The organism is Bacillus sp. D386 (assembly GCF_006346415.1).
In genome coordinates this window covers 251,869-278,473 of sequence record NZ_VEMV01000001.1, presented here as the reverse complement: position 1 = coordinate 278,473, position 26,605 = coordinate 251,869, and the positions used below count along the sequence as shown (strand labels likewise).

Sequence of the window (26,605 nt, the reverse complement as noted above, 5' to 3'; positions counted from 1 at the left end):
TCCTTTTTGTTAACCGAAGCTAACATAACATGGGGGATTAGCTTAAATGAGAATATTTGATGCACATTGTGATGTGTTAATGAAGCTGTTTCTTAATCCAAAATTGGACTTTTATCATAGCAGGGAGCTAGAGGTAACAAATCTTGGTTTGAAAGCAGCTAATATACAAGTACAAGTTTTCGCTATTTATATACCGGAAAATGTACATCCTTCTATCCGCTTTGATGCAGCTCTTGCCATGGTGGATATTTTTTATGACCAAATAATTGGCACAGGGAAGTTAAAATTCATTCGAAAGTATAAGGATATTGGCAGGCTTAAAGAGGGAGAGACAGGTGCGATTCTCATGTTGGAGGGTTGTGACTGTATTGGCGACGACATGTTGAAGTTGAAGCTATTACTGAGGCTTGGTGTTACAGTGGTAGGGTTGACATGGAACTGGGCTAATCTGGTCGCTGATGGTGCATTGGAAAAACGCGCTGCCGGTCTAACCGCCTTTGGGAAAAAGGTAGTTGAATTGTTGAATGTTACGAACAACTGGTGTGATGTATCTCATTTATCGGAGAGAGCATTTTGGGATTGCATAGAAATACATAGCAGACCAATTGCTTCTCACTCAAATTGCCGATCGCTAGTTGATCATCCAAGAAATTTGAGTGATGAACAAATTAAAGCATTAATTCAAAAAAAATCGGTTATGGGACTTACATTTGTCCCTGAATTTTTAACAGGTACCAATCAGGCAAACTTGACTGATGTATTGAGGCATCTGGAACATGTTTGTTCACTTGGAGGTGCCCGTCATGTAGGATTTGGATCTGACTTTGATGGGACGACAACAAGCGTACATTCTCTCAGCAGAGTGGAACAATATAGTAATCTGGTTAACGAGCTGCTGAAGTATTATAAGGAAGAGGATGTCCGTCACTTCTTATTTGATAATTTTGCATCAAGATATGGCCAATAGGGGTTGAATTGAATACGCTATTTCTTTATTTATGGTTTTTTTAGAAACTTAAGCTTAATATTGTAGACATAATGGTATATTCTAGTAAATAATAAAATTATTGTTAATAGTTTTATAGCTGACATGAAAAACCAATATTTCATATAAGGGAATCGAAGGGGTGTAAAGGAAATGAATAAACAACTTTCATGGAAAGTTGGAGGGCAGCAAGGTGAAGGCATAGAAAGTACTGGAGAAATTTTTTCTATTGCATTAAATCGTCTGGGATATTACTTGTATGGGTATCGCCATTTTTCTTCCCGTATTAAAGGGGGCCATACAAATAATAAAATTCGAGTAAGCACAACACAGGTTCGATCAATAGCCGACGATTTGGATGTGTTAGTGGCATTTGACCAAGAAACCATTGATGTGAATTATAAAGAATTACATAAAGACGGTATTATTTTGGCCGACACCAAGTTTGATCCCAAAGCTCCTTTAGATACCGAAGCAGTACTCTATTCCGTCCCATTTACAGAAATAGCCTCTCAGCTTGGGACATCTTTGATGAAGAACATGGTAGCTATCGGCGCTTCTAGTGCTGTGCTTGGTTTAAATATTCAGGTATTTTCAGAAGTGGTTGAGGAAATATTTGGAAGAAAAGGAGCCGCTGTCGTTGAAAAGAATTTAGAAGCGATTCAAGCTGGCTATGACTTTTTAATGGAACAAATGGGTAACAAGGCTGGAGTGTTGCAGCTAGTAGAAGCTGATGGAAAAAAACGTTTATTCATGATTGGTAATGATGCGATTGCCATGGGTGCTCTGGCTGGTGGAACTCGCTTTATGGCTGCCTATCCGATTACGCCTGCCTCTGAGATAATGGAGTATTTAATTAAGCAACTGCCAAAGTTTGGAGGAGCCGTCATACAGACAGAAGATGAGATTGCTGCTTGTACGATGGCAATTGGCGCAAATTATGCAGGTGTACGCAGTTTAACAGCTTCAGCTGGTCCAGGTTTATCGCTAATGATGGAGGCAATTGGATTGTCGGGTATTACAGAAACTCCGCTTGTAATTGTCGACACACAACGTGGAGGCCCTTCGACAGGTATGCCTACAAAACAGGAACAATCCGATTTGATGGCAATGATTTATGGAACTCATGGTGAAATTCCAAAAATCGTTCTTGCACCAAGTACAGTGGAGGAAGCATTCTACGATACAGTAGAAGCTTTTAATTTAGCTGAAGAATATCAGGTTCCGGTGATTATCCTTTCCGATTTACAATTATCATTGGGTAAACAAACCGTTGAGCCTTTAGATTTTAGCAGGGTTGAGATTAGGAGAGGTAAATTAATTTCTGAGGAGTTACCTGAGCCTACTGATAAAAGTTATTTTAAGAGATATGCTGTAACGGAAGACGGGATATCACGAAGACCTCTTCCAGGAATGAAAAATGGAATCCATCATGTTACAGGCGTTGAACATGATGAGACGGGAAAACCCTCAGAGGTTGCTTCCAATCGTGTAGCTCAAATGGATAAACGAATGCGCAAAATCGAGTCTGTAAGATTTAAAGATCCAATCCATATAAATGCTGTCCATGAGAATCCAGACTTGCTATTGGTCGGATTTATTTCTACTAGAGGTGTCATTGAAGAGACGATGAAAAACCTGGCTGATGACGGGATTAAAGTCAACCATGTACATGTAAGGCTTCTTCATCCATTCCCTGCCCATGAGTTACTGCCCTATGTTCAGGATGCGAAAAAGGTAGTTGTTATCGAGAATAATGCAACAGGACAACTTGCCAACATTCTGAAAATGAATATTGGCCATGCCGAGAAGATTACGAAGCTTTTAAAATATGACGGCAATCCATTTTTGCCGTACGAAGTGTATACAAAATGCAGGGAGTTGGTTTAAATGGCTACATTTAAAGACTTTAGAAATAATGTAAAACCAAACTGGTGTCCCGGCTGTGGTGACTTCTCTGTTCAGGCCGCTATCCAGAGGGCAGCAGCTAATGTAGGTCTGGAACCGGATCAACTTGCTGTGATTTCCGGAATAGGCTGTTCAGGCCGTATTTCCGGTTATATCCAATCCTATGGGTTTCACAGTATACATGGCCGTTCTTTACCAATCGCACAGGGTGTCAAAATGGCGAATCGTGATTTAACCGTCCTTGCCTCAGGTGGAGATGGTGATGGATTTGCAATTGGCATGGGTCATACAGTACATGCGATTAGGAGAAATATTGATATCACCTATATTGTTATGGACAATCAAATATACGGTTTAACGAAGGGTCAGACATCACCGCGCTCTGCAGCCGGCTTTAAGACGAAATCTACGCCTGGAGGTTCGATTGAACAGGCGATATCTCCAATGGAAATGGCCTTGTCAGTTGGTGCGACTTTTGTGGCGCAAAGCTTTTCCAGCGACTTAAAAGATTTGACAGCATTGATTGAAGCAGGTATTCGTCATAAAGGTTTTTCTTTAATTAATGTTTTCAGTCCATGCGTGACCTATAATAAAGTGAATACGTATGATTGGTTCAAGGGTAATTTAACAAAGCTTTCAACAATTGAAGGTTACGATCCATCCAATAAAGAAGCAGCGATGCAGACGTTAATGGAGCATAAAGGCTTAGTTACCGGCTTAATTTATCAAAATACTGCTCAGCCTTCCTATCAGGAATTAATTCAGGGGTATGCTGAAAAACCTTTATCTTCTGCTGATTTGAAATTGACTCAGGAACATTTTGATAAATTGACAGCAGAATTTATGTAATTGAATAAACACCGGCCGAGTAATCGGTCGGTATTATTTTTATGTAATGTGAGGTAAGTATTCATGGAGAAATCTCTTGAAGAATGAACCCCTTGATATATCAGGGGTTTTTATTATGATTAGCAGATACCTTTGATAACGACTTATACATGGGGATTCATTCTTAGATGACAATGTAGGTTGTCTTAGTCCGGAAAAAATATTCACTTTAGTATACTTTTTTAAAAAAATATTCTTCTTATAATCAACTGTCCGCCATACGAGGAATAGCCTATTTACATAATTAAGTTAAAAATTTAAAATTTTGGTATAAACCAGGTTTTTTTAGACAGGAGTGTGTATACGGTGGATGGAAAAATGAAAGCGGTTGTAAAACATAAAAGAGGTTATGGAGCAGAACTCCAATTGATTGATATTCCTTCTATCAAAGAGGATGAAGTGTTGATTAAAGTAAAGGCGACGTCCATATGCGGGACGGATGTCCATATTTATACTTGGGATGAATGGTCTCAACATAGGGTTAATCCTCCTTATGCATTTGGGCATGAATTCTCAGGAGAGATTGTTGAAGTGGGAAATAAAGTACAGGATTTCCAGATAGGTGATTATGTTTCCGCTGAGACACATTTAGTTTGTGGAATCTGCCCTCAATGTATGACGGGACAATATCATATATGTAAAAACACAAAGATAATTGGGGTTGATACACAGGGGTGTTTTGCTGAATATGTAGCTTTACCGGCATCTAATCTTTGGAAAAATCCTGTAGATATGCCTATAGATGTAGCTTCTATACAGGAGCCTATGGGGAATGCGGTCCACACCGTATTGTCAGGTGAAGTAGTCGGGAAAACGGTCGCTATTATCGGTTGCGGTCCAATTGGTATTATGGCAGTGGGAGTGGCAAAAGCAGCTGGGGCTTCACAGGTCATTGCGTTAGATCTTAATGATTACCGTTTAGAGCTAGCGGGTAAATTGGGCGCTACTGTGATGATTAATTCATCGAAGACAGATCCTGTTCAGGCAGTTTATGATTTAACGGGTGGCAATGGGGTTGATATTGTTTGTGAAATGAGTGGTCATCCTATAGCCATCGATCAAGGATTTAAAATGATTACGAATGGAGGCAGGTTTTCTATTTTAAGCTTACCCTCTAAGCCTGTGCCTCTCAATATTACTGATGATATCGTTTTTAAGGGGATAACCGTTCAAGGAATTACAGGGAGACAAATGTTTAAAACGTGGCAGCAGGTTTCCCGATTGCTGGAATCAGGGCAGGTTGATGTTAAACCATTAATCACCCATCAGTTCCCTTTAGAAGAGTATGAAAAAGGCTTTGACCTTATGATCAAAGGTGAGTGTGGAAAAGTGATATTACTGCCGTAAAAGGGTGCTGAATGAGGAAGAGTAATAAATTTATTCAATACTATTGATATAATGCAAAAATATAGGGAATAGAAGGAATATAAGGTAAACAATTGGATGAGGAGGAAGCGATTTGAAGGGGTTTGAATACTTGCAAACAGAATTAGACGAAATGAAAGGAACAGGTTTGTTCCATCCATTAATTCCTCTGGAATCAGAACAAGGTACAAAAGTTAAGATTAATGGGGAAAATTTGATTCAATTATCATCTAACAACTATCTTGGATTGACTTCACATCCTCGTTTAAAGGATGCAGCGCTTGATGCCATTGAAGAATATGGAGTGGGAACAGGTTCGGTACGTACAATTGCCGGTACCATGGATATGCATATAGAGTTAGAAGAGAAGTTGGCGAAATTTAAACATACGGAAGCGGCTTTAGTATTTCAATCTGGATTTACAACGAATCAAGGAGTTCTATCCGCGATTCTTACACAGGAAGATGTGGTTATATCGGATGAATTAAACCATGCTTCCATAATCGATGGAATAAGACTAACAAAAGCTACACGCCGTGTTTATAAGCATGTCGATATGAACAGCTTGGAGGATGTCCTGAAAGAGACTCAATCCTATCGTAAACGCTTAGTTGTAACAGATGGTGTCTTTTCCATGGATGGCAATATCGCACCGCTACCCGAGATTGTGGAGTTAGCAGAAAAATATGATGCACTTATTATGGTCGATGATGCGCATGCCTCAGGAGTACTTGGCCAAAATGGGCGTGGAACCGTCAATCACTTCGGTTTGGATGGACGTGTTCATATTCAGGTAGGTACGTTAAGCAAGGCTATAGGGGTTCTTGGAGGATATGTGGCAAGCAGCCGTACATTGGTTGATTATTTAATTCATAAAGGCAGACCTTTCTTATTTAGTACATCACACCCGCCTGCAGTGACAATGGCTAATATAGAAGCAATTGATGTATTATTGGAAGAACCGGAATTAATTGAGCGTTTGTGGGAGAATACAAAGTTTTTCAAAGAAGGACTAGAATTTATGGGCTTTAATACCGGAAAAAGCGAAACACCGATCACTCCCATTATCGTTGGGGATGAGGCTTTGACAAATAAGCTGTCTAATAAATTAATGGAATATGGTGTATTTGCTCAGGGGATTGCATTCCCAACTGTTGCAAAGGGTCATGCACGTGTCAGGACCATTGTAACAGCAGAACATTCCAAAGAGGAGCTGGCTAAAGCATTAAATGCATTTGAAAAGGCTGGTAAAGAGCTGGGGATTATTAAATAAACTGTATGAATGGTCTTTCGAAAATAGTTATTTAAAATAATAGGCTACTTAGAGGGAACTTCAGATATCTCTAATTAACAAGTTAATAGTAATACAGAAAAGCATTAATTCATGAAGGACGTGAATTAATGCTTTTTTTAGTTAGTTAGTCTGTCGCTTGTTCCATTCTTCTCTCAGTAAACCATATACATGTACATCATGGAATGACCCAAATCTGAAGATTTCATTTCGTAATGTACCCTCCTTACTAAAATAGCATTTTTCGTAAGAGCGGATAGCATTGGTATTAAAACTGAACACCTGAAGTTTGATTTTATGGATATGGATGTAATTAAAAACAAAAGAAATTAATGTATTCATAGCATCTGTGCCAAAGCCTTTATTGTGCCACTCGTTGCCAATGGATATCCCAACAAAACACGTGCTATTCTTCCAGTTAATTGCGAATACACCACATGATCCAATAAGTTCATTTGATTCTTTCTCAAAAATACCAAACATAAACTATTCTTTTTTCCCACTAATCGTTTTGAAAAAATTTGTGTGATCTTCAGCTGTTAATGGAAATGGAATATCATCATTTGCAAGTAATAGTGTACTATTTTCATTTTCAATTTCAGCAAAGCGCTCAAAATGATGTGGTTCCATTTGTTTCAATAAAACTGTTTTACCTGATAAATAGTTATCAAAAAATTGTTTCATGTTTTTCTCCCTTTAATAAGGGGTGCAGTCGGAGATACACTCCCTCAGATTATTTGTTGGTTAACAAAACATCTACTGCCATATGCGCGGTCATATCCACAACTCCTGTTTATTAATAGTATAACTATATCCCAAAACCAAATATTTGAAAATTACAAATAGTATTTAAAAGGATTCTCGCTTGTTTAATTACTTAGGATGAGTAACCTTTAGGGTCGATATCTCTGAAAGTAGTTTCAATGAACAAAATGAAGAAAAAGCAGTGGGGGGAAACTTGTCGTTGATTCACTAGGTAATCCTATTCAGGTGGCTTTATTATTTTTTCTATGTAATTGTCCTATTGCGCTATCTGTTTTTTTGCTATTCTCCAACAGTCTTTAAGTGGTACAGAAAATTCATTAAGAATGATAGAACATAAAGGCTTGTTAGCTCATTGACATTGTACGTCTTATACATCCAACACGTTTGTATTTTTCTTTGTAAGGGAATGAATGAAGAAGAGAACAGAGCGGGTGTACATGAATTAGGTTAAAGGAGTACGGTTTATGAATGATAAAATAAATATAGGAAAAGAAGCTATGTCAGTGTTTAAATCTGTCGTATTGGCAATTGTTATTGTGACTTTAATGCGTCAGTTTGTTTTTACGCCAACTACAGTGAGGGGAGAATCTATGCTTCCCAGTCTCGAGGATGGAAATCGGGTTATCTTAAGTAAAATGACAACGATTAACCGTTTTGATGAGGTCGTATTTCATGCAACAGATTCATCTGATAGTTATGTAAAACGTGTAATTGGTCTTCCAGGAGATACTGTTGAGATGAAGAATGATGTTCTATATATCAATGGAAAAGCGGTTGATGAACCTTATCTGGTGGAATTTAAGAAGGATTTACTAGAGAGGGAACGTCTGACTGAAGATTTTACATTGAAGAATTTGACAGGTAAACAAAAAGTTCCAAAGGGACAAATGTTTGTTCTTGGAGATAATCGCTTGTACAGTAAAGATAGCAGGATATTTGGTTTTGTGCCGATGGATCGAATTATTGGTGAAGTGAAACTGCGCATTTGGCCAATAAGTGATATTGGTTTTGCGAAGTAACATGAATAGTGTTGGAGGATGTTTGTCTGCCTTATATCAAAGAATACATTGGTATAACGCAGACAAACATTTTTTTGGAGACATATGTGATTGATTTAGGGATTGTTTAGAAAGACAAATGCTCTTAAGTAATAGGAAGAACCAAAAAAATTGTATATATGCCTGTACAGGTATTTTTATCTGCATGTTTATCCCAAAAAAGGCTATTTTACACTTCATATTGAGAAATTTGCCCAAAACCATTATACTAAATGAATGTGACAAAGATAGTTTTAAAAATGATTGCAATACAGTTTGTAATTGTTATTTTTGAGTTTAGTGCTTTTATAATTGTGTTTATGAGTGGTTTGGTCTATTTAATAATATATATAGATTTAATCAATAAGTGTGGATACATGGAAGGGGATTTATATGAACGAGCAGCAACGATTGGATACAACGACCGCTGTTAAAAATGACAAAAAGCAAGAGAAAGATTATAGCAAGTATTTTGAAACGGTTTACATGCCACCATCCTTAAAAGATGCTAAGAAACGCGGAAAAGAAGCGATTAATTATCATAAGGATTTTAATATTAATGAACAATTCCGTGGTATGGGTGAAGGACGCAAGTTTTATATCCGTACGTACGGTTGCCAAATGAATGAGCATGATACTGAAGTTATGTCCGGTATCTTTTTAGCTCTTGGATATGAACCAACTGACAGCGTGGAGGATGCCAATGTAATTTTATTGAATACATGTGCCATTCGAGAAAATGCTGAAAATAAAGTGTTCGGTGAACTTGGCCATTTAAAAGCATTGAGAAAAAATAAGCCTGATTTATTGCTTGGTGTATGTGGATGTATGTCACAGGAAGAATCTGTTGTGAATAAAATTTTACAAAAGCATGCCTTTGTAGATATGATATTTGGAACACATAATATCCATCGTTTACCGGAAATACTGATGGAAGCATATATGTCCAAAGAAATGGTTATTGAGGTTTGGTCCAAGGAAGGGGATATTATTGAGAACCTTCCAAAAGTAAGAAAAGGAAACATCAAGGCTTGGGTTAATATTATGTATGGCTGTGATAAGTTCTGTACGTACTGTATTGTTCCATTTACACGTGGAAAGGAACGGAGCCGCAGACCTGAAGATATCATTCAGGAGGTTCGTCAGCTGGCTGCTCAAGGATATCAGGAAATCACATTGCTTGGGCAAAATGTAAATGCATACGGTAAGGACTTTGAAGATATCGACTATCGTCTAGGCGATTTAATGGAAGAAATTCGTAAAATCGATATCCCGCGTGTGCGCTTCACGACAAGTCACCCTCGTGATTTTGATGATCATTTGATTGAAGTTCTGGCTAAGGGCGGAAACATGATGGATCATATCCATTTGCCTGTTCAATCCGGTAATAATGATGTCTTAAAAATCATGGCTCGTAAATACACTCGTGAACAATACTTGGAATTGGTTCGTAAAATCAAGGAAGCAATCCCTAACGTCACACTGACAACTGATATTATAGTTGGCTATCCGAATGAAACGGACGAACAGTTTGAAGAAACGATGTCTCTTTATCAAGAAGTTGGATATGACTTGGCTTATACATTTATTTATTCTCCGCGTGAAGGTACACCAGCCGCAAAAATGAAGGATAATGTTCCGATGGAAGTCAAAAAAGAGCGTCTTCAACGCTTGAATGCACTGGTAAACGAAACAGCCAACAAAAAGAATCAATTATATAAAGGCCAAATTCTCGATGTTTTAGTTGAAGGGGAAAGTAAAAATAATCCGGATGTACTGGCGGGTTATACAACTAAAAATAAATTGGTTAACTTTAGAGCTCCAAAATCTGTTATCGGTAAAATTGTAAAAGTAAAAATTACAAATGCTAAAACATGGTCACTTGATGGTGAGTATGTGGAAGAAACAAATGAGGTAGAGGTGGGAGTTTAAAAATGGGGAACTACACGAAAGAACAAATTATTGACAAAGCAAAAGACTTGGCTAAAATGATCTCAACGACTAATGAAGTTGATTTCTTTAAACGAGCGGAAGCACAAATCAATGAAAATAAAAATGTAGCTGAGTTAATGTCAGTAATCAAGGGGTTACAAAAGCAATCGGTCAACTTCCAACATTATGGAAAGACAGAAGCCTTTAAAAAGACAGAGGAAAAATTAGCGAAGGTAGAACGTGAATTGGATGAAATTCCGATTGTCCAGGAATTCAAACAATCGCAGATGGAAGTTAATGATCTTCTGCAGATGGTAGCTAATGTCATCTCAAATACAGTGACAGATGAAATCATTAAAGCAACTAATGGTGATTTGTTACGTGGGGAAACTGGCTCAAAAGTAAAAAATAATTCTCACAGCCATAGCTGCTAATTTTAGAAAGCCATACATTACTCCTTTATTAAAAAGGTGTGATGTGTGGCTTTTTTACTTATTTAATAATATGGATTCATTTACACATACTAAGCAAAAAGGAAGATGTAATTTGTCTTCCATTCAAAGGACAGTCAGGATGCTGAAAAAAATAATTATATATTTCATTAACGGTCTTTTACTGTTTAGTACCTTTATAGGCTTGCTTTTAGTATGGGTGAATTATGATATTAAAGCGGGAAGAGAAGCGGCGGAAGCAGGTAGCCAACCTCATACCTATCCAATTCGTAACAGTAATTTTGGATTGTACACGGATTGGAAAACTTTTTATCCTCAGTTTTCAAAAGATATTTTAGAGGCTAAGGAATATGTGTATATTCATTATTTTTCAATTGGTAGCGGTGAAGCAAGCGAAGCATTTTTCGATTTATTGAAGAAAAAGGCGAATCAAGGAGTCGAAGTTTATTATTCGGTAGACCGAGCAGGCTCTTTAAAGGGTAAGAATGATTGGTTTGATGAACTGAGAAAAGCAGGGGTGCATATAACCTATAGCAATGATCCTCATTTTCCTCATATTTGGTACTCCATCCAGCATAGAAATCATCGTCGAATAGCTGTGATAGATGGGAAAATCGGATACACAGGCGGACTTAATGTAGCACAAAAATATACAAAGAATACATGGCATGATTATCAGATCCGTATGACAGGTGAGGGTGTTCAGGACTTTGAACAACAATTTTGCGAGGATTGGAAGGTAAATACAGGTAACTCTGCACCCATACATAAGGTTGACTTGGAAAAAGGAGAAACCAATCATTATTTGAAGGTATATTCAAGTGGATTTGGCTTGGTTGAGGATTTTATTCAAGAATTCGATGCGGCAAAAAAACAAATTATCATTGCGACCCCCTATTTTATTCCAGATAATCGTGATTTTATGGATGCTTTAAAACGGGCAAGAAAACGTGATGTGGAGGTTATCATCATGTGGCCCAAACATTCAGATGGATTAATGTTAACCCAGGCTGCGTATCCTTTTGTCAGAGAAGCACTCGAAAACGGAATGAAGGTATACCAATATGATAAAGGAATTTTCCATGGGAAGGTTGTCCTGGTAGATCATGAAAGATTAATGATTGGAACAGTCAACATCGATTCACGTTCATTTAGGTTGAATGATGAAATGACTTTATTTATGAAATCATCACCATTTAGTCAAACGGTTCAAAAACAATTAGATGTAGATCTCGGGGATTCAAAGGAAATTAAATTAGATTATTTTGATAACCTTAAAATGAAAGATAAAATACTGATGAAAATTGCCAAATACGTACATTATTATCTATAATAGAAGTAACTTCTAAGAAACGGATCATTGTAATGATCCGTTTTTTTTTAGGACTTTGGAAAGGAGAAATAAGAATGCCAAAAATAAAATGGGGTATTTTAAGTACGGCAGATATTGGGCAAACTCAAGTGATTCCCGCCATTAAACGTTCTGTCCATGGAGAGGCAACAGCGATTGCCAGCCAAAGTCAAAAGGCTAAAGATGTGGCTGCAAGCTTGGAGATTCCGAGGACATATGATTCATACGAAGAATTATTAGCGGATCCTGAAATACAAGCTGTTTATATTCCATTACCAAATCATTTGCATGCAAAATGGACAATGGAAGCAGCAAAAGCTGGTAAACATGTGTTGGTTGAGAAGCCAGCTGCTTTGACAGAGGCAGAAACAATTGAAATGATGAATGCGTGTGAGCGTTATGGTGTGAAAATGATGGAAGCGTTCATGTACCAATTTCATGCCCAACATAAACGTGTAAAAGATATTATTAAAACGGGAGAAATAGGCGAGGTAAAGTATATGTATGCCAGTCATTCGTTTTTATTAAGTGATGATGAGGATAATATTCGTTTATCTTCGGAAAAAGGGGGAGGGGCCCTATATGACGTTGGCTGTTATAATATCCATGCTATCAGGCATATTTTAGGAGCTGAACCAATAGAAATAATGGGCTTTGCAGATCTGAATAATCCTTATGATGTAGACTTAACTACCACAGCGCATATGACGATGGATAATGGTGTGCGAGCGATGTTTGATTGCAGTTTTGAAATGACTAATCGAAATGAATACCGCGTGGTTGGCACTCTAGGAGAGATTATATGCAGAAATGCTTATCGTCCAGATCTTGTTGGACATCAAGGGGAATTATTGGTTAAAAGCGGAGGGGAGACCCGAAAAGAAGTGATTATGTGTGATCAATATATGATGCAAGTGGATCATTTTGCAGAATGTATACTTAACGATCAAACCCCAGCATATACGCCATTGGATACCGTGCAAAATATGAAAATAATTGAAGCTTGTTATAAATCAATCAAAGATCAAAGTATTGTTAAGTTGTAACTTTTAATTGAGGTCTGTTAAGTGCGAAACATAAGTTTTTTCTGTGAGTATATGAAAGAAGAGTTTAGACAGATCAACATTGATTATACTTACTATATACTGCCAGACGAGCAAAATTTCCAGTTTGTGTATCCAGTTGTGGAAGAGCTGGTTATGTAAAAAACAAAGAAGTGGAAAGAGGCATTCAGGATCTTGGATGCCTCTTTAAGTTTTCAAACCAATGATTAAGGCTAAATGGCAACCCAGTGTCCGGCAGACACTTCCACTAGTTTTGTGTTTTCAACATTATACTCTCTTTTCTCTGTTTTAATTGATCCATCATTTTTTCTTTTTTGTGTTTCAATCTTTGGATCCGGGATAGGGATCGAGGCCAATAACGATTTTGTGTAATCATGCTGAGGGTTAGAATATAATTCTTCACTTTCGGCCAACTCTACTATTTTTCCTTTATACATGACGGCTACCCTATCGCTAATGTGTTTAACCATGGAAAGATCATGAGCGATGAACAGGTAGGTGAGACCGAGCCGTTGTTGCAAATCTTCCATCAATTCAACGATCTGTGCTTGGATGGAGACATCGAGGGCTGATAATGGCTCGTCACACACGATGAAGGCAGGGTCGACTGCTAATGCCCTGGCGATACCGATTCGTTGTCTTTGCCCTCCAGAGAATTCATGCGGATATCTCATCGCGAATGCAAGATCCAAACCAACCATATCAAGCAAAGTCTCAACCCGTTTCTTTCGATTTGATTTATTGGTGGCGAGATGATGGACATCCAGTGCTTCACCTATGATATCCAATACCCGCATCCTTGGATTGAGAGAAGCATAAGGATCTTGAAAGATCATTTGCATATGACGCCGCATGATGAGCATTTCATTAGGAGAAAAGTCGTTTAGCGCCATACCTTTAAAAAGAATATCCCCTCCGGTAGGGGTATGTAATTGAAGGATTGAGCGTCCGGTAGTGGATTTACCGCTTCCTGATTCGCCGACGATTCCTAATGTTTCCCCAGCTTTAATACTGAAAGAAATATCATCTACTGCTTTTATTGTATTGCCTTTGCCAATATCGAAGTATTGCTTAAGATTGCGCACTTCCAGCAACGGGACATCTTCAGTATTTCTGATTATATTAGGTACCGGTTTCAATTTCTTCTTTTCATTTAGTTTCGGAAGTGCATGAAGTAACTTCTTTGTATAAGGGTGAGTGGGTGAGGTAAAGATTTTCTCTGTCGAACCAGTCTCTACAATTTCCCCGTTTTGCATGACGGCTACTCGGTCGCACATTCCAGCTACTACACCAAAGTCATGCGTGATTAAAATGATTGAAGTTCCGAACTTTTCTTGCATCTTCTTCATTAGATTAAGGATTTGCGCCTGAATGGTGACGTCAAGAGCAGTTGTAGGTTCATCTGCTATTAGCAAAGACGGTCGGCATGCCAATGCTATTGCAATCATTACCCGCTGTCTCATTCCCCCAGAAAATTCATGAGGATACTGTTCATAGCGAATTTCGCTGTCCTTAATACCGACCAATTCCAACATATCGAGCGCTTGGTTTTTGGCTTGTTTATCGGATAGATTTTCGTGTTTTATTAATCCTTCTGCAATCTGATCTCCGATTTTCATGGTCGGATTCAAAGATGTCATTGGATCTTGGAATATCATTCCGATATCGCGTCCACGAATGACCTCCATTTCTTTTTCTGAGTATTTCCCAATATCTTTTCCGTTAAAGAGAACCGTTCCGTTCTTTCGTCTGGCGCTCACTGGTAACAGCTGCATGATTGAACGTGCAGTGACGCTTTTACCACTGCCTGATTCACCGACAATTCCTAAGGTTTCTCCTTTATTAAGTGAAAAGCTGATATTTTGTACAGCTTGAAATTCCTGTTCTTCTTGTTCAAAAGATACCGATAAGTGTTGCACTTGCAATAATGAATTCATCAAAAGACACCTGCCAAATCATCATATTGGTCCAAAAAAGACTAATGGATATATTTCCTCGTACTGTTGACTTTTACCAATTGCTAAAATAAAATATACTATACCACTCGGAAAAGTGCAATTATTCTTAAATCTTTTGTTTATACGAATGATTATATGTATTCGGCTAAACGCTGAAGGAAAAAAGGAGGGGATATTATTGATTAATGAGCAGGAGTGGAAGGGGAACCATTCTTTTGTACAGAGGATAGATCAAATTTTTAGGAAAATGATGGCTAACTCTGCATATAAAAGTTTCCTCCTGATTTTGGGGGCTCCGCTCTTTTTAATTGTTATGTTTTATTATCTTTTCAAAAGAAACAAAGGTAGTTATACAGCTGCAGAAGCAGAGCTAAAGCAATCCCTTATCGATTCTGGCCATTTCACTGCTTTTAAGAAGGACTATCAGGATCAGCTTAGAAAAAAGCGGGATTTCTTTGACAAGAAAGTAGACGATAAGGAGATTGAGCAAAAAGCAACCCAACTTGCCGAGCATCGATTAAATGTCTATATATCAGAGTTAATGGTCTCTTCGACTCGCGATGATAGTGAACCGTGGAAAGGGAAGATGCAGTTCGAGGATGTATTTTCTGTATTGCTCCGCGAAAGGTGGTTCTTCTTCATTTCCTTCATTGCTGGTTTTTTTATGTACATATTGATGTTTATCTTTAGTTACCCTTATGTAAAATACGTGATGGAACGTTTAATCATGACTATTTTCGTTGTTTTGGGTGTAAGTATACTTGTCTTTACGATTTTGTATATTTCACCGTTCAATCCTGCTGCTAACATATTGGGAGAAACGGCAACGAAGGAGCAGATTGCCGCATTCAATACTTTGCATGGATTGGATCAGCCCTACTTTATTCAATTACGAGACACCATAATCGGAATCTTCACTTTTGATCTAGGTAGTTCTTTTGCTGGAAATGAAGACGTGATATCTTCCATTATGCGTAAGTTTCCAATTACATTGACGATCGCCGTCTTTTCTTTATTGCTCGCAGTACTGGTCGCATTACCAACCGGAATCATTTCGGCTATCAGAAGGAATACAATCTTTGATCATTCTTTTATGTTAATTGCCTTGCTTGGACTATCAATTCCGAGTTTCTGGCAAGGGCTGATCTTCATATTGGGCTTCTCGGTTCATTTAGAATGGCTACCTGCAACGTATCGTGCTAACAATTGGCTTTCGCTAATCATGCCTGTCGTGGTACTTGGAACAGGACTGACAGCTGCAGTTGCCAGAATGACCAGGTCATCGACACTTGAAGTCATACATGAAGATTATATGTTGACGGCAAGGGCAAAAGGTTTAAGTGGAAAAAGAGTTGTCATGAGACATGCAGTACCAAATGCTCTTATCCCAATTATTACGGTGATAGGACTACAATTTGGAGGAATGCTCGGAGGGGCAGCAGTCACAGAAAAAGTGTTTAATATCAGCGGTCTGGGCAGTTATATTGTCGATAAACAATTTATACCGGATGTGCCGGCAGTAATGGGCGCTGTCATCTATACAGCCATTATCATTTCTATTGTTAATATGTTCATCGATATCTTGTATGCATTCTTTGATCCGCGGATTCGGCATAAGATGAAACAATACTAAAGCAGGTGTATGAAATGAATAGTTTAAAAGCTTCACAGGAATATAGACAGGCGAAGTTCGCTTTAGGTATTTCTTTGATACTTACAATCATTTTTCTGCTAAATGTCTATGATTTCAAAAGTATGGAAAGTAGAGGATTTTTCTTATGGATGTTTGGGATTTATACCTGCTTTACTGCCATACAGGGCATTTTGCTGAGGAGAATGAAAATAGACTTACTGGAAAAAGGAGATATTTCGATTATTACCAGGAGGTTGGGGATTATTCAACTGGCAAGTCTATTCAGCGGGAATGTCTTTTTGACAGCAGCTGCGTTGATCTTGATTAAAAAGAAGAAAAATTTCTATTACTCTCTTGGAATTTATATGCTATTGGTTGATTGCTTTGTAATAGGTGTTTCTGCCCTTAATTTGTTTAAACCGTATGTGTCAAACAGTTTTATGACAGGAATGGCTACCTTGATTGCGATAACATTGTTCCATCTGTTAGGTGTTTTGTTGCTCCTGAAAGGGAGACTGCATAAGAAGGCATCCATCGTTGTCGCTATTTTCTTTCTGTTGAGCACCCTTACCGGAAATCTGTTTTCTCTAGTGTTTGGAATAACGATCCTACTAAGGGCTAGAAATCTGCAGTATGGTGTTAAGACAGAGTGGGAATCAATATGGGAAAGGTTATCAAAGCATTTTGCAGCGATGCTGAGTTTGTTTTTTATCATCTTTCTGTTCATGATTTCAGTGTGCAGTATGTTTACTTTTGAAATGAGTCTTGCAATCGAAAATAATTACGGAGCAATCTTGCAATCTCCGAGTCTCGTTTATCCATTCGGTACGGATAATTTCGGCAGGGACGTTTTTTCCAGGCTTGTATTCGGTGCTAGAATATCACTCATTGTTGGTTTCCTGGCTACCCTTATTCCTGTATTGATCGGAGGATTCCTAGGTGCCATCTCAGGCTATTATGGCAGACATACTGATAATATCATCATGCGGCTTTTAGATATTTTATATGCTATCCCAGGTATTTTGCTGGCGATTACAATCATTGCTGCCTTTGGAGCTAATACTGTTAATTTGATTATCGCCTTAAGCGTAGGGGCTATTCCTACATATGCCAGGACGATGCGCGCTAATGTGCTCCAGGTTTCTAATTATGAATTTGTAGAGGCTTCGAGGGCTCTTGGAGTAAAGGATCGTGCCATCATTTTCAAACATATCATCCCTAACTCCATGGCTCCTATGATCGTGAAATCCACTTTAACAATAGGTGCAGCTGTCATATCGACAAGCAGCTTAAGTTATCTTGGACTTGGGGTTGAACCACATATACCAGAATGGGGAAATATTTTGCGAATTGGAAGCGCCTACTTGGAATCTAATCCTTATCTTGCTATTTTTCCTGGAGTAGCAATCGTTTTGCTTGTGTTGTCATTCAATTTTCTTGGGGATGGTCTGAGGGATGCACTTGATCCTAAGCTTGATCGATCATCCTGATTATGAAAAGAAGCTTTATCAAATATGAATCATTTGGGGGAGTTATTTTGAAGATAAAAGGATTTATGCCGTTATTGCTTGTATTCTTATTGGTTCTTAGCGCATGCACAGTCCAAACAAAAGATGATGTAAGTAATAAAGTTAATGATGGTGAAAAAAAGGAAGCTATTGAGATTGAAATATTGAGTACGAGTGCCAACGAGTCAGATGTAAATATTCTTCGTGATCAACTTACGAAAAATGGATTTGAAGTCAAATTGAATCTTCAACCGGATTTCGGAAGCTTTAAAGCACAGGAAGATGCAGGCAATTTCGATGTGTCTATGTCGAGTTGGACCACAGTTACGGGTAATCCGGATTATGCGGTGCGATCGTTGTTTATAACAGGAGGGGATTATAGCATTATATCAGATCCTAAATTGGATAAATTGATTAATAAAGCATCTACTCAAACTCCAGAAGAATATAAAGGAACCTACAAAGAGTTAGAAGACCACCTTGTATTTGAAAAGGCTTATATTGCTCCTTTGTATATATCCAACAAAAATCAAGCGGTTAATACAGATATATTAAAGGAAAAATCCGTACGTTTGTCGAAGTCGCGGGCCTTGGCGTGGGATTCAATTGATTTTGCCGATACTACAAAGCGTGATAAGGAACCTTTGAAATTGACACAGTCGATGTCTACGCTAACTTCTCTTGATCCAATCAAAGGGAATGATGGTTCCATCAACCAATTGAATACGAATATGTATATACGTTTGGTGAATTTGACTGACGATGATAAAATCACCTCGGATGCATCCTTATCGTTGAATCATGCCATTGCTGAAGGAAATACGGAATATTATTTTGTACTCAGAAATGACATTCGGTTTGCTAAAGTAGAAAATAAAAAGGCAGTTGACTCAGGTGAAAGAGTCGGAGCAGAAGATGTCATATTTTCCTTGAATCGTGCGAAAGACAAAGATTCCGTACCGGACCACAGAACATACAGCTTGCATGAGCATATCAAGAAAGTAGAAATCGTTGAGGACGTGGCGAGCCTTGAATCAGTGAAGCTTTCCAATGAGAAAGGCACCGTAAAGGACGCTCTTAATAAAGATCTGGAAAGTGAAATAACGGGACTAGTCAAAGTAAAAGAGGATGCCGATCAAAAAAATGGGATGTATCAAGTCGTAAAAATGACAACAACTGAGCCATTCCCACAGGTGTTGAATTATCTGGCCCACCAATCTGCAGGAATTGTTTCGAAAAAACAAGTTGAAAGCATCAATACTTATGATGTAGCTTCTTTCGATGTCAAGAAAGATATCCCTTATGGAGATCAAAGTACGGTAACCGAGGGCAGCCAATATAATAACACGTTATATACAAGCGGACCTTATATAATGCTGTACAAAAATGACTATGAAGCTGTATTCCAAAAGAACCCTGCTTATATGGAAGGGGGAGAATACGAACCATATATTAATAGAGTTTCCGTACGATTTATCAAAGACCCTGATAGCGCATTTAGTGCACTACGAAGCAGTGAAATCGACATGCTATCCGGTGTACCAGAAACAAAGTTTGATATTCTTAAGGAAGACAGCAAGATGAAACTACAAAGCATCCAGAGTAATGCCGTTTCTTACTTGTTATTTAACACGAAAAATCGTGATGTTGCACAAAGTGAGAACTTAAGAAAGGCAGTTCTTTATTCCATTAATCAGGATGAGTTCATTCAATTCTATAAAGGCGATAAAGCAAAGGCTATTTCAACCGTCAGCCCGCTTGTTGATACAGGTAACGAATTATCCCCTGATGCTGAAAAAGTCAAAAAAGCTTTAGAAGCCTATCGCTCTGAAAAGTAAATAGAAACAAAAAAAGAATCCCGAAAAGGATTCTTTTTTGTTCAGTATGACTGATTAAGAATATATTCTGTATATACAAAATACGAAACTGGGAAAGGAAAACAAACTGATTTTCTATCGCCGGGTTCAATTATGGTATTGATTAGTTATAGGTATTTATAATTTACCAGCCTCTCGAAGCCCCGCCGCCGCCAGATGAACCGCCACCGCCGCCGCGATTTCCACCTCCACGACCTCCGCCGTTCCTTGAAAATGCAGACAGAATGTGAAGAAGCATATAAGTAAATGTACCACCAAAGAAAGTCATATCAATAATGATAAATGTAACAAGTGCAGCTCCTATTAATAGTTTTTTCCAGGTCGCCATACCGCCTTCATTATTTACTTCGGAGACATAAGCTTTCGAATCGGTTGATTCATTTAGTTGATATTCCTGAGAGACGACATTAAATAATTCCTTATACGTATTGATGACAGCCTCGTTAGGTTGGTTAGATTGCATATATGGAATAGTATACGTGTCCAATATTCTGCCAACCTTTCCATCAGGCAATGCCCCTTCAAGACCGTATCCAACTTCAATACGGGCTTTTCTATCCTTATTCGCTATTAATAAAAGGACACCATTATTAAGTTCCTTATCACCTAGCTCATATGTACGGAAGGCATCCAGTGCGTATTCTTCAGGTGTTTGATTATCTAAAGTATTTACGGTTAACACAGCAATTTGGGCTTTTGTTTGATCTTCCAATGTACGACCTAACTGAATCAACTGTTGTTTCTCACTGTCATCTAATAGATTGGCGAAATCCTGAACGTAAATATCCCCTTGTGGTTTGGGAACAGCTGCGGACACTGGACTTCCAATCAAGCTGACCAATAAGAATAAGAAAGTCGCCATTGAGTGGAGAATTCTTTTAAACATCATTCAGTTCCATTAAAATCTACTGTCGGTGCCTGCTCTGCGCCATCAGCAGCTTTAAAATATTCCTTGCTATCAAAATTAAATAATCCGGCAATCAAGGCACCGGGAAATTGCTTCACTTTTTTATTATAAGTGGATACTTCCGTATTATAATCCTGTCTTGCTACAGCAATCCGATTTTCAGTACCGGCCAGTTCATCCATTAATTGCTGGAAACTTTGATTGGCCTTCAGATCAGGATAGTTTTCAACAACAACTAATAGTCGATTTAATGCACCTGTAAGTTCATCATTGGCCGTTGCTTGTTCCTGCGGTGTATTAGCACCGGCAAGATTTGCACGAGCAGTTGAGACATCATTTATAACGGCTTCTTCATGCTCGGCATACCCTTTAACGGTATTAACTAAATTAGGAATTAAGTCCATCCTTCTTTGTAATTGGTTGTCGATCTGGGAATAAGCTTTATCGACATTCTCTTCTGCGTTCACAAAGCCATTATAACTCGAAGCAAACATAGCGATTATAATGCCAATAACCACAACCCCAGCAAGTAATATGATTGATCCTCTTTTCAATATTTTTGCACTCCTTTCTTACACTATATAACGTTTGATGGGTGAAAAAGTTTCATTAATCATCATACCCCTAAATATAAAAAAGCAATCTTAGTTGAAAGGCTTCATTTCCTAATTATAATGGGGTTTACCTAATAAAAAGAATGTTTTAATTAATATTCTTGCCAAATTGTCAGGTTAGTATAGTAAAGAGAAATGTTAAAGAGAGGTCAGTCTAAATCAGATAATAATTTGCAAGCAAGTTGAAGCCAATTGAATAAAATGCGACAGAGTACTGTCGGCCATTTATTATCTAAACAGTATAGGAAGAGTTTTGTTGAACTATTCTCCAAGTTCTAGGTGATAACCTGGCTATTGTATTAAATGGTTAAAGGGTTGTGAATTGAGGAATATATTGACTATCTTATTCTTGGAAGGGGTTGTTTATGATTAGACGGGAGTTAAATACTCTTGTCTTTATCTTAATTGTGGTTATTAATGCTTTGGCTAACTTGCTGCCAATCAACGGTCAGACGACAGGAGAAATATCAAATCGAATTGATGTATTAATCACACGTGCAGGTTACGCATTTTCTATCTGGTCTTTAATATTTTAATAGGTATATGGATTATTCGACAGTATCCAGGGGAGCGTCGAGGATTGCCTGTTTATACAAATACTAGCATTATATTTATGTTAAGCGGGCTATTGAACTGTACGTGGATCCTGACCTGGCATTATGAATATTTCATAGCTAGTCTTGCTGTTATGTTTACCTATTTAATCAGTTTGATCATCTTGTATAGGCGAATGAAAAATAGCAATCCTGGCTTATTAGACATCGCACCATTTTCAATCAATCTTGGATGGATTAGTGTTGCGACAATTGTTAATGTAGCTTATGTATTGAAAGAATATGGGTGGGACGGCTTTGGTTTATCCGGTGAGATATGGACAGCTATTATGCTTGTGGTTGGTACAGGACTGGCGATTATCTTTAAATTTAAGGAATCGAATTATTGATATCCCTTTGTCTTTGTTTGGGCATACAATGCGATTGGAATTCGTAATCAGGAGACTTCAGAGGGCATTGCCTACATATGGCATATGGGTTGGCTGTTATCATCTTTATTGCATCATGTATCCCGGTAAACAAACAAAAACAAACATATAATCACAACGTAAGGTAGATAAATAGTTAATGTTAAAGAGGCTGGGACAAATAAAACGAAATAAAGACAATAGAGCTCAGCATAATCCTCCTTCAAATATACCGATCAGAATGCTAGTTTATAAATTTGAAAGGGATATGAAGGGTATACATAAAAGAAAGTTTGGAGAATTATTCCGTGATTGGCTGAACCGGATTCATTTAAATAATGATGAGCTGAATCGTCAATTAAGCGAAATATATGAAAGATCTCGTTATGGGGAAGAGGATATTCCGAAAAACGATGTAAAGGTATTTAAAGAGATGCTTAAGCAAATTAAGAAACAATTGGATAAATCAGCTGAATAATTGGATATAAATAGATATGATAAGCACCGACTGGATAATAAATAACAAAAATATATTATAGCACGTGCAATAATGAATTAAATTTATAGCAATGTAATAATACAGCTGCCCACAGATATTCTTCTAGAAGGATAAAAATTTCATGATTATTAGTTAGATAAATAAGTAAAAGGGCTTATCTTCCTTAAATATTAAAATGACTTTGGGCATCTTTTCATATCCGTAGGTAACGATTTATACTAAAAATATAAATTAGTCAGAATATTTGGTATTATGGAATTGGAAAAACTCTAAAGCAGGGAGGATGAAAGATTTGTTGATTCATTCACACGAAAAGAGTTTACATAAAAATAGAAGCAGGATAAGTACACAGGTACCCTATATGGATAATCCGGATCAAAAACTTGATGTTTTATTAAATGTAGCCGGGAATGTACTTTTGGTTCAAGGTTATCTGATGGAATTTGAGAAGATGATTCAATTATCTAAAGATGCAAAAAGGATAAAGAGACAGTACATAAAAATTATGAATTATATTAATGCGGAATTGCATGAAGATTATCGGGAATATTATTCAGAACGTGCCCAAACTTTATATGCTGAGTATATGAGATCATCTAAAAAAAGAAACTTTGGAGGAATCCATATACTTCATAGATACATACCACAGCGTAAATCCATCTATTAATAACTAATCATATTATTTTTCTGATCTTTATAAGAGCCTCATTTCCTTTTTAGGGAATGAGGCTCTTAGTTTATTTTACAATACTAGGAATACTTAGGAAAAAAGTATATACTTCGACAAAACTTGTTATTATACTAGGACTATAGACTTGTTTTACCAAAAATTACAAATAGGTAAAGTGTATAAAACTTTTCAATAATCCAGTAACGAAGGGTAAGAAGTGATGTGGAATGTATGAGTAAAATAAATATTCTTATAGGAGAGAGTCAGGCCATTATTCGTGATGGATTATTTATGATTTTGAAGGATGAACATGACTTTGAAATGACAGGTTGTGCTGGAGATACTGATAGTCTTATAAAAATGATGTCTGAGCAAAAACCAGATGTAATACTCCTTGATAGCAATCTTCCTCCAAATGGAGGGAATGAAGCCTTAGCAATCATTAAAAATGCCTATCCTTCTAGTCAAGTAATCATGCTTGCAGCGGATACAAATGAAGATGAAATCATCGATAGTATCAAAAAGGGAACAACCGGGTATATTTTAAAAAATGTGGAAACGAAGCATCTTCTTTATTCAATTAGGCAATGCGTGAATGGGCATATCGTACTGCCCTCTATTATTCAAAAGAATTTAATTATGTATTTACAAAATGAACCATCATCGCCAATACCAATTAAACTGGAGAAACAGGGAATTAACCTGAACGATCGGGAACATGACATTATTAAACTGTTGTCAGAAGGGCATACAAATGAACAAATAGCCCACTATTTATTCTTATCTAATGGTACAGTTAAGAATTATGTAAGTCAGCTATACAGAAAGTTTAAAGTAAATAACCGTTCAGAATTGATGGCTTATATATATTCTTTAGTGAATTAAATAAATAGGAATGAAATAGTCGATTGAACTTCACCCAAGAATGGTCGATAAATAGAGTGGGATTCTTTTTAATACTCACTAAATTATTGATTAGGCTGCTAGAAATGAAAAGAGGTGAGCTATCTTTGTTTAGTCATTATTATACCTATGGATTCATGTCGCCGGCTGTATTCATCAAGATAGCTGAAGAGGCCAAACTTATTGTACCGCTTGAAAGGTTAATTATCCGCCAAGTATTCCAGCAAATTAAGGTATGGAAAAGGGAAGGGATATATATTCAACTTATTTCAATAAATATATCTGTTATTCATTTTTCACAGGAGGACTTTGTTGAATTTTTTGCAGAAGCATTAAAAGAATATGGGTTAACCGGGAAAGAAATTGGTATTGAAGTGATCGAAACTATCATGATGCATGATAAACAGGAAAATAATCATTTATTACAACAGCTCCGTCAAATGGGGATACAAGTCAGTATTGACGATTTTGGAACCGGATATAGTTCATTTAGTTATTTAAATCAATTGGCTGTTGACACTTTAAAGATTGATAAAAGCTTTGTTGATGATTTCGAAAGTAATAGTAAAATCATTTCTGCTATTATTTCGATGTCACATTCTCTAAATTTGAAAGTAATCGCTGAAGGTGTGGAGACGGATAAGCAGATGGCATTTCTAAAAAGTATCCGCTGTGACGAAGTCCAAGGTTATTTATATTCAGAACCTGTGCCTGCACATGAACTAAAAACAAAGCTTAGGAGAATCGCTAATTAACTAGTAAATTAGGTCCTTGTTCTTATGCATAGAACAAGAGGCTTTTTAGTTGAGGGAAAGTATCTATCCAAAAATAAAAAACGCGAGCAAGGCTATTAGGATCTATTGCCTTCTCGCGTTTTATTCAATTTTAATCGAAGCATCCATCATCTGTGCAAAATTCATTTACATGTTGTTTGTTTGAAGCGGTCATTAATGCCATATCATATTCTTCTTCCCATACATCCTGAAGCACTTCTTTAAGTGTTTCAGTGCTTTGGGCTCCGGAGATGGCATATTTATTATTGAATACGAATAAAGGGACTCCCTTAACTCCTATTTGTTCGGCTATTTGTATATCCTCATTTACTTGTTGTTTATATTGCTCCGTGTTAAGTACATCTAGTACTTCATGTCCGGGAAGTCCTATTTCATTTGTAAGTTTCAGAAGGGTTGCGCGGTCTCCTATATGCAGTGATTCAGAAAAATAAGCTTTAAGTATTCGTTCAGTCATCTCCTCGCTTTTCCCATACTCCTTAGCATAGTGGGTAAGACGGTGAGCATCTGTTGTATTTGTAGGAATCATTGAATCAAAGCGAAATATAATCCCTTCTTCGCGGGCCTGTTCAGATATATGTTCATTCATTTTTCTGGCATGGTCAACTGTAGTGCCATATTTAGCAGCAATAAGCTCATGAATATTTGAATTTGATTTCTTTGGAGCATCAGGCTGCAGTTGATAGCTGTGAAAATGTACTTCTATCTGATCTTTGTATATGAATTCAGCTATGGCGGCTTCTAATCGCCGTTTCCCTATATAACAGAAAGGACAAGCATAATCGAACCATATATCAACTCTCATTTTTCAAGCCTCCCTGGTCTATCTGGTTGTATGTTCAAAGTATACATTTTCAAATAGGGCAAGACAATATACATGCTTGCAGGTGTGTGTCTTATCGGGTAACAGTTCGGAGTTTAATTGCTCTATGTAGTTTGCCTTAGATACATATTATACATGTTGATATATATATGAATGCTGCAACCAGAGTATCTGGACTAATTAAATTTTCCGCTTTTGAACAAAGGAATACTGCATTGGATTTACAAAGGAATCCTGATAAATACAGTTATTTTATTTGATTATAATGACTTTTACAACAATGGAATAATCCTTTTTAAAAAGCGAAAGAGATATGTCACTTTATACATGGTTATCAATAAAACAATGAAATTGAGTTAAATAATGTCATTTATTTAGATAGTTATATATAATTAATAGAAATACTCGAAATATTTGAAGTAT

Annotated in this window: 25 protein-coding genes; 19 read left to right on the top strand and 6 right to left on the bottom strand. The window is 37.2% G+C overall.

Features of this window, described 5'->3' with window-relative positions:
• Positions 1 to 46: 46 nt before the first annotated feature.
• From FHY45_RS01320 to FHY45_RS01300, 5 genes are all read left to right on the top strand, one after another.
• Entirely contained in the window at positions 47 to 967 is a 921-nt protein-coding gene (locus FHY45_RS01320) for a dipeptidase (protein WP_139891212.1), read from the top strand.
• A gap of 171 nt (positions 968 to 1,138) precedes the next feature.
• Complete coding sequence (locus FHY45_RS01315; protein WP_139891211.1) at positions 1,139 to 2,875, top strand: 2-oxoacid:acceptor oxidoreductase subunit alpha; 1,737 nt, start codon at positions 1,139 to 1,141, stop codon at positions 2,873 to 2,875.
• Positions 2,876 to 3,742 carry a 2-oxoacid:ferredoxin oxidoreductase subunit beta gene (locus FHY45_RS01310; RefSeq protein ID WP_066100243.1) on the top strand — a complete coding sequence of 289 codons (867 nt, stop codon included), beginning with the start codon at positions 2,876 to 2,878 and terminating at the stop codon, positions 3,740 to 3,742. It begins immediately after the preceding gene.
• Between the two features lie 345 nt (positions 3,743 to 4,087).
• On the top strand, positions 4,088 to 5,128 hold the full coding sequence (gene tdh / locus FHY45_RS01305; RefSeq protein WP_139891210.1) for an L-threonine 3-dehydrogenase: 1,041 nt from the start codon (positions 4,088 to 4,090) through the stop codon (positions 5,126 to 5,128).
• A 112-nt stretch (positions 5,129 to 5,240) separates the two neighbouring features.
• Positions 5,241 to 6,419 carry a glycine C-acetyltransferase gene (locus tag FHY45_RS01300; protein ID WP_066100241.1) on the top strand — a complete coding sequence of 393 codons (1,179 nt, stop codon included), beginning with the start codon at positions 5,241 to 5,243 and terminating at the stop codon, positions 6,417 to 6,419.
• Positions 6,420 to 6,560: 141 nt separating this feature from the next.
• Here the strand turns inward: FHY45_RS01300 and FHY45_RS20745 are convergent, their stop codons facing one another.
• Both FHY45_RS20745 and FHY45_RS20740 read right to left on the bottom strand, forming a co-directional pair.
• Positions 6,561 to 6,920, bottom strand: coding sequence for a GNAT family N-acetyltransferase (locus FHY45_RS20745; RefSeq protein WP_257468942.1), 360 nt, complete (start codon positions 6,918 to 6,920; stop codon positions 6,561 to 6,563).
• 3 nt (positions 6,921 to 6,923) lie between these two features.
• On the bottom strand, positions 6,924 to 7,121 hold the full coding sequence (locus FHY45_RS20740) for a hypothetical protein (RefSeq protein ID WP_257468941.1): 198 nt from the start codon (positions 7,119 to 7,121) through the stop codon (positions 6,924 to 6,926).
• Positions 7,122 to 7,666: 545 nt separating this feature from the next.
• Here FHY45_RS20740 and lepB point away from each other — a divergent pair.
• From lepB to FHY45_RS01270, 5 genes are all read left to right on the top strand, one after another.
• The gene (lepB, locus tag FHY45_RS01290) at positions 7,667 to 8,221 is read left to right on the top strand and encodes a signal peptidase I (RefSeq protein ID WP_139891209.1); all 555 of its coding nucleotides are present in this window, start codon (positions 7,667 to 7,669) and stop codon (positions 8,219 to 8,221) included.
• 411 nt (positions 8,222 to 8,632) lie between these two features.
• On the top strand, positions 8,633 to 10,171 hold the full coding sequence (gene miaB, locus FHY45_RS01285) for a tRNA (N6-isopentenyl adenosine(37)-C2)-methylthiotransferase MiaB (RefSeq protein ID WP_139891208.1): 1,539 nt from the start codon (positions 8,633 to 8,635) through the stop codon (positions 10,169 to 10,171).
• A 2-nt stretch (positions 10,172 to 10,173) separates the two neighbouring features.
• On the top strand, positions 10,174 to 10,605 hold the full coding sequence (locus FHY45_RS01280; protein ID WP_066100229.1) for a YlbF/YmcA family competence regulator: 432 nt from the start codon (positions 10,174 to 10,176) through the stop codon (positions 10,603 to 10,605).
• Between the two features lie 139 nt (positions 10,606 to 10,744).
• A complete protein-coding gene (locus FHY45_RS01275; protein WP_180349911.1) occupies positions 10,745 to 11,956 on the top strand; it encodes a phospholipase D-like domain-containing protein in 1,212 nt (403 codons plus the stop codon).
• 74 nt (positions 11,957 to 12,030) lie between these two features.
• On the top strand, positions 12,031 to 13,020 hold the full coding sequence (locus FHY45_RS01270; protein WP_066100226.1) for a Gfo/Idh/MocA family protein: 990 nt from the start codon (positions 12,031 to 12,033) through the stop codon (positions 13,018 to 13,020).
• Positions 13,021 to 13,250: 230 nt separating this feature from the next.
• Here FHY45_RS01270 and FHY45_RS01265 read toward each other — a convergent pair whose 3' ends face one another.
• Positions 13,251 to 14,975: an ABC transporter ATP-binding protein gene (locus tag FHY45_RS01265; RefSeq protein ID WP_139891206.1), complete on the bottom strand. Its 1,725-nt coding sequence runs from the start codon at positions 14,973 to 14,975 to the stop codon at positions 13,251 to 13,253.
• 202 nt (positions 14,976 to 15,177) lie between these two features.
• Between FHY45_RS01265 and FHY45_RS01260 the strand changes: the two genes are divergently transcribed.
• From FHY45_RS01260 to FHY45_RS01250, 3 genes are read left to right on the top strand one after another with little or no spacing between them, the layout of a single operon-like run.
• Positions 15,178 to 16,629: an ABC transporter permease gene (locus tag FHY45_RS01260; RefSeq protein WP_373925463.1), complete on the top strand. Its 1,452-nt coding sequence runs from the start codon at positions 15,178 to 15,180 to the stop codon at positions 16,627 to 16,629.
• Between the two features lie 14 nt (positions 16,630 to 16,643).
• On the top strand, positions 16,644 to 18,119 hold the full coding sequence (locus FHY45_RS01255) for an ABC transporter permease (protein ID WP_139891205.1): 1,476 nt from the start codon (positions 16,644 to 16,646) through the stop codon (positions 18,117 to 18,119).
• A gap of 47 nt (positions 18,120 to 18,166) precedes the next feature.
• Positions 18,167 to 19,975 (top strand): ABC transporter substrate-binding protein, encoded by a 1,809-nt coding sequence (locus tag FHY45_RS01250; protein WP_373925451.1) that lies wholly within the window; start codon positions 18,167 to 18,169, stop codon positions 19,973 to 19,975.
• Positions 19,976 to 20,138: 163 nt separating this feature from the next.
• On the opposite strand, the gene FHY45_RS01245 is transcribed toward FHY45_RS01250, so the two are convergent.
• Both FHY45_RS01245 and FHY45_RS01240 read right to left on the bottom strand, forming a co-directional pair.
• Positions 20,139 to 20,900, bottom strand: a complete 762-nt coding sequence (locus FHY45_RS01245; RefSeq protein WP_066102243.1) for a TPM domain-containing protein — start codon at positions 20,898 to 20,900, stop codon at positions 20,139 to 20,141.
• Entirely contained in the window at positions 20,900 to 21,415 is a 516-nt protein-coding gene (locus tag FHY45_RS01240; RefSeq protein WP_180349931.1) for a LemA family protein, read from the bottom strand. Before FHY45_RS01240 ends, FHY45_RS01245 begins: the two co-directional genes overlap by 1 nt.
• A gap of 485 nt (positions 21,416 to 21,900) precedes the next feature.
• Here FHY45_RS01240 and FHY45_RS20735 point away from each other — a divergent pair, with 485 nt between their 5' ends.
• The 6 genes from FHY45_RS20735 to FHY45_RS01215 all read left to right on the top strand — a co-directional run bounded on the left by FHY45_RS20735 (position 21,901) and on the right by FHY45_RS01215 (position 25,323).
• The gene (locus tag FHY45_RS20735) at positions 21,901 to 22,071 is read left to right on the top strand and encodes a hypothetical protein (protein WP_225983674.1); all 171 of its coding nucleotides are present in this window, start codon (positions 21,901 to 21,903) and stop codon (positions 22,069 to 22,071) included.
• Between the two features lie 44 nt (positions 22,072 to 22,115).
• Positions 22,116 to 22,478: a hypothetical protein gene (locus FHY45_RS20730; RefSeq protein WP_257468940.1), complete on the top strand. Its 363-nt coding sequence runs from the start codon at positions 22,116 to 22,118 to the stop codon at positions 22,476 to 22,478.
• 178 nt (positions 22,479 to 22,656) lie between these two features.
• Positions 22,657 to 22,974: a hypothetical protein gene (locus FHY45_RS01230; RefSeq protein WP_066100214.1), complete on the top strand. Its 318-nt coding sequence runs from the start codon at positions 22,657 to 22,659 to the stop codon at positions 22,972 to 22,974.
• A 304-nt stretch (positions 22,975 to 23,278) separates the two neighbouring features.
• Positions 23,279 to 23,662, top strand: a complete 384-nt coding sequence (locus tag FHY45_RS01225; protein WP_139891203.1) for a hypothetical protein — start codon at positions 23,279 to 23,281, stop codon at positions 23,660 to 23,662.
• A gap of 234 nt (positions 23,663 to 23,896) precedes the next feature.
• Entirely contained in the window at positions 23,897 to 24,550 is a 654-nt protein-coding gene (locus tag FHY45_RS01220; protein ID WP_066100207.1) for a response regulator, read from the top strand.
• 104 nt (positions 24,551 to 24,654) lie between these two features.
• Complete coding sequence (locus FHY45_RS01215) at positions 24,655 to 25,323, top strand: EAL domain-containing protein (protein ID WP_077247933.1); 669 nt, start codon at positions 24,655 to 24,657, stop codon at positions 25,321 to 25,323.
• Between the two features lie 130 nt (positions 25,324 to 25,453).
• On the opposite strand, the gene FHY45_RS01210 is transcribed toward FHY45_RS01215, so the two are convergent.
• Positions 25,454 to 26,164, bottom strand: a complete 711-nt coding sequence (locus tag FHY45_RS01210) for a DsbA family oxidoreductase (protein ID WP_066100201.1) — start codon at positions 26,162 to 26,164, stop codon at positions 25,454 to 25,456.
• Positions 26,165 to 26,605 lie beyond the last annotated feature (441 nt).

Excerpts from the sequence above, each read along its gene's own strand:
- FHY45_RS01315 (WP_139891211.1), top strand. The coding sequence starts at position 1,139 with ATGAATAAACAACTTTCATGGAAAGTTGGAGGGCAGCAAGGTGAAGGC.
- FHY45_RS01215 (WP_077247933.1), top strand. The coding sequence starts at position 24,655 with ATGAAAAGAGGTGAGCTATCTTTGTTTAGTCATTATTATACCTATGGA.
- FHY45_RS01320 (WP_139891212.1), top strand. The coding sequence starts at position 47 with ATGAGAATATTTGATGCACATTGTGATGTGTTAATGAAGCTGTTTCTT.
- FHY45_RS20735 (WP_225983674.1), top strand. The coding sequence starts at position 21,901 with ATGATTAGACGGGAGTTAAATACTCTTGTCTTTATCTTAATTGTGGTT.
- FHY45_RS20745 (WP_257468942.1), bottom strand. The coding sequence starts at position 6,920 with ATGTTTGGTATTTTTGAGAAAGAATCAAATGAACTTATTGGATCATGT.
- FHY45_RS01210 (WP_066100201.1), bottom strand. The coding sequence starts at position 26,164 with ATGAGAGTTGATATATGGTTCGATTATGCTTGTCCTTTCTGTTATATA.
- FHY45_RS01255 (WP_139891205.1), top strand. The coding sequence starts at position 16,644 with ATGAATAGTTTAAAAGCTTCACAGGAATATAGACAGGCGAAGTTCGCT.
- lepB (WP_139891209.1), top strand. The coding sequence starts at position 7,667 with ATGAATGATAAAATAAATATAGGAAAAGAAGCTATGTCAGTGTTTAAA.
- FHY45_RS01225 (WP_139891203.1), top strand. The coding sequence starts at position 23,279 with ATGAAAGATTTGTTGATTCATTCACACGAAAAGAGTTTACATAAAAAT.
- FHY45_RS01230 (WP_066100214.1), top strand. The coding sequence starts at position 22,657 with ATGTTAAAGAGGCTGGGACAAATAAAACGAAATAAAGACAATAGAGCT.
- FHY45_RS20740 (WP_257468941.1), bottom strand. The coding sequence starts at position 7,121 with ATGAAACAATTTTTTGATAACTATTTATCAGGTAAAACAGTTTTATTG.
- FHY45_RS01275 (WP_180349911.1), top strand. The coding sequence starts at position 10,745 with ATGCTGAAAAAAATAATTATATATTTCATTAACGGTCTTTTACTGTTT.
- FHY45_RS01265 (WP_139891206.1), bottom strand. The coding sequence starts at position 14,975 with ATGAATTCATTATTGCAAGTGCAACACTTATCGGTATCTTTTGAACAA.
- FHY45_RS01280 (WP_066100229.1), top strand. The coding sequence starts at position 10,174 with ATGGGGAACTACACGAAAGAACAAATTATTGACAAAGCAAAAGACTTG.
- FHY45_RS01245 (WP_066102243.1), bottom strand. The coding sequence starts at position 20,900 with ATGTTTAAAAGAATTCTCCACTCAATGGCGACTTTCTTATTCTTATTG.
- FHY45_RS01310 (WP_066100243.1), top strand. The coding sequence starts at position 2,876 with ATGGCTACATTTAAAGACTTTAGAAATAATGTAAAACCAAACTGGTGT.
- miaB (WP_139891208.1), top strand. The coding sequence starts at position 8,633 with ATGAACGAGCAGCAACGATTGGATACAACGACCGCTGTTAAAAATGAC.
- FHY45_RS01220 (WP_066100207.1), top strand. The coding sequence starts at position 23,897 with ATGAGTAAAATAAATATTCTTATAGGAGAGAGTCAGGCCATTATTCGT.
- FHY45_RS01270 (WP_066100226.1), top strand. The coding sequence starts at position 12,031 with ATGCCAAAAATAAAATGGGGTATTTTAAGTACGGCAGATATTGGGCAA.
- FHY45_RS01240 (WP_180349931.1), bottom strand. The coding sequence starts at position 21,415 with ATGTTTGCTTCGAGTTATAATGGCTTTGTGAACGCAGAAGAGAATGTC.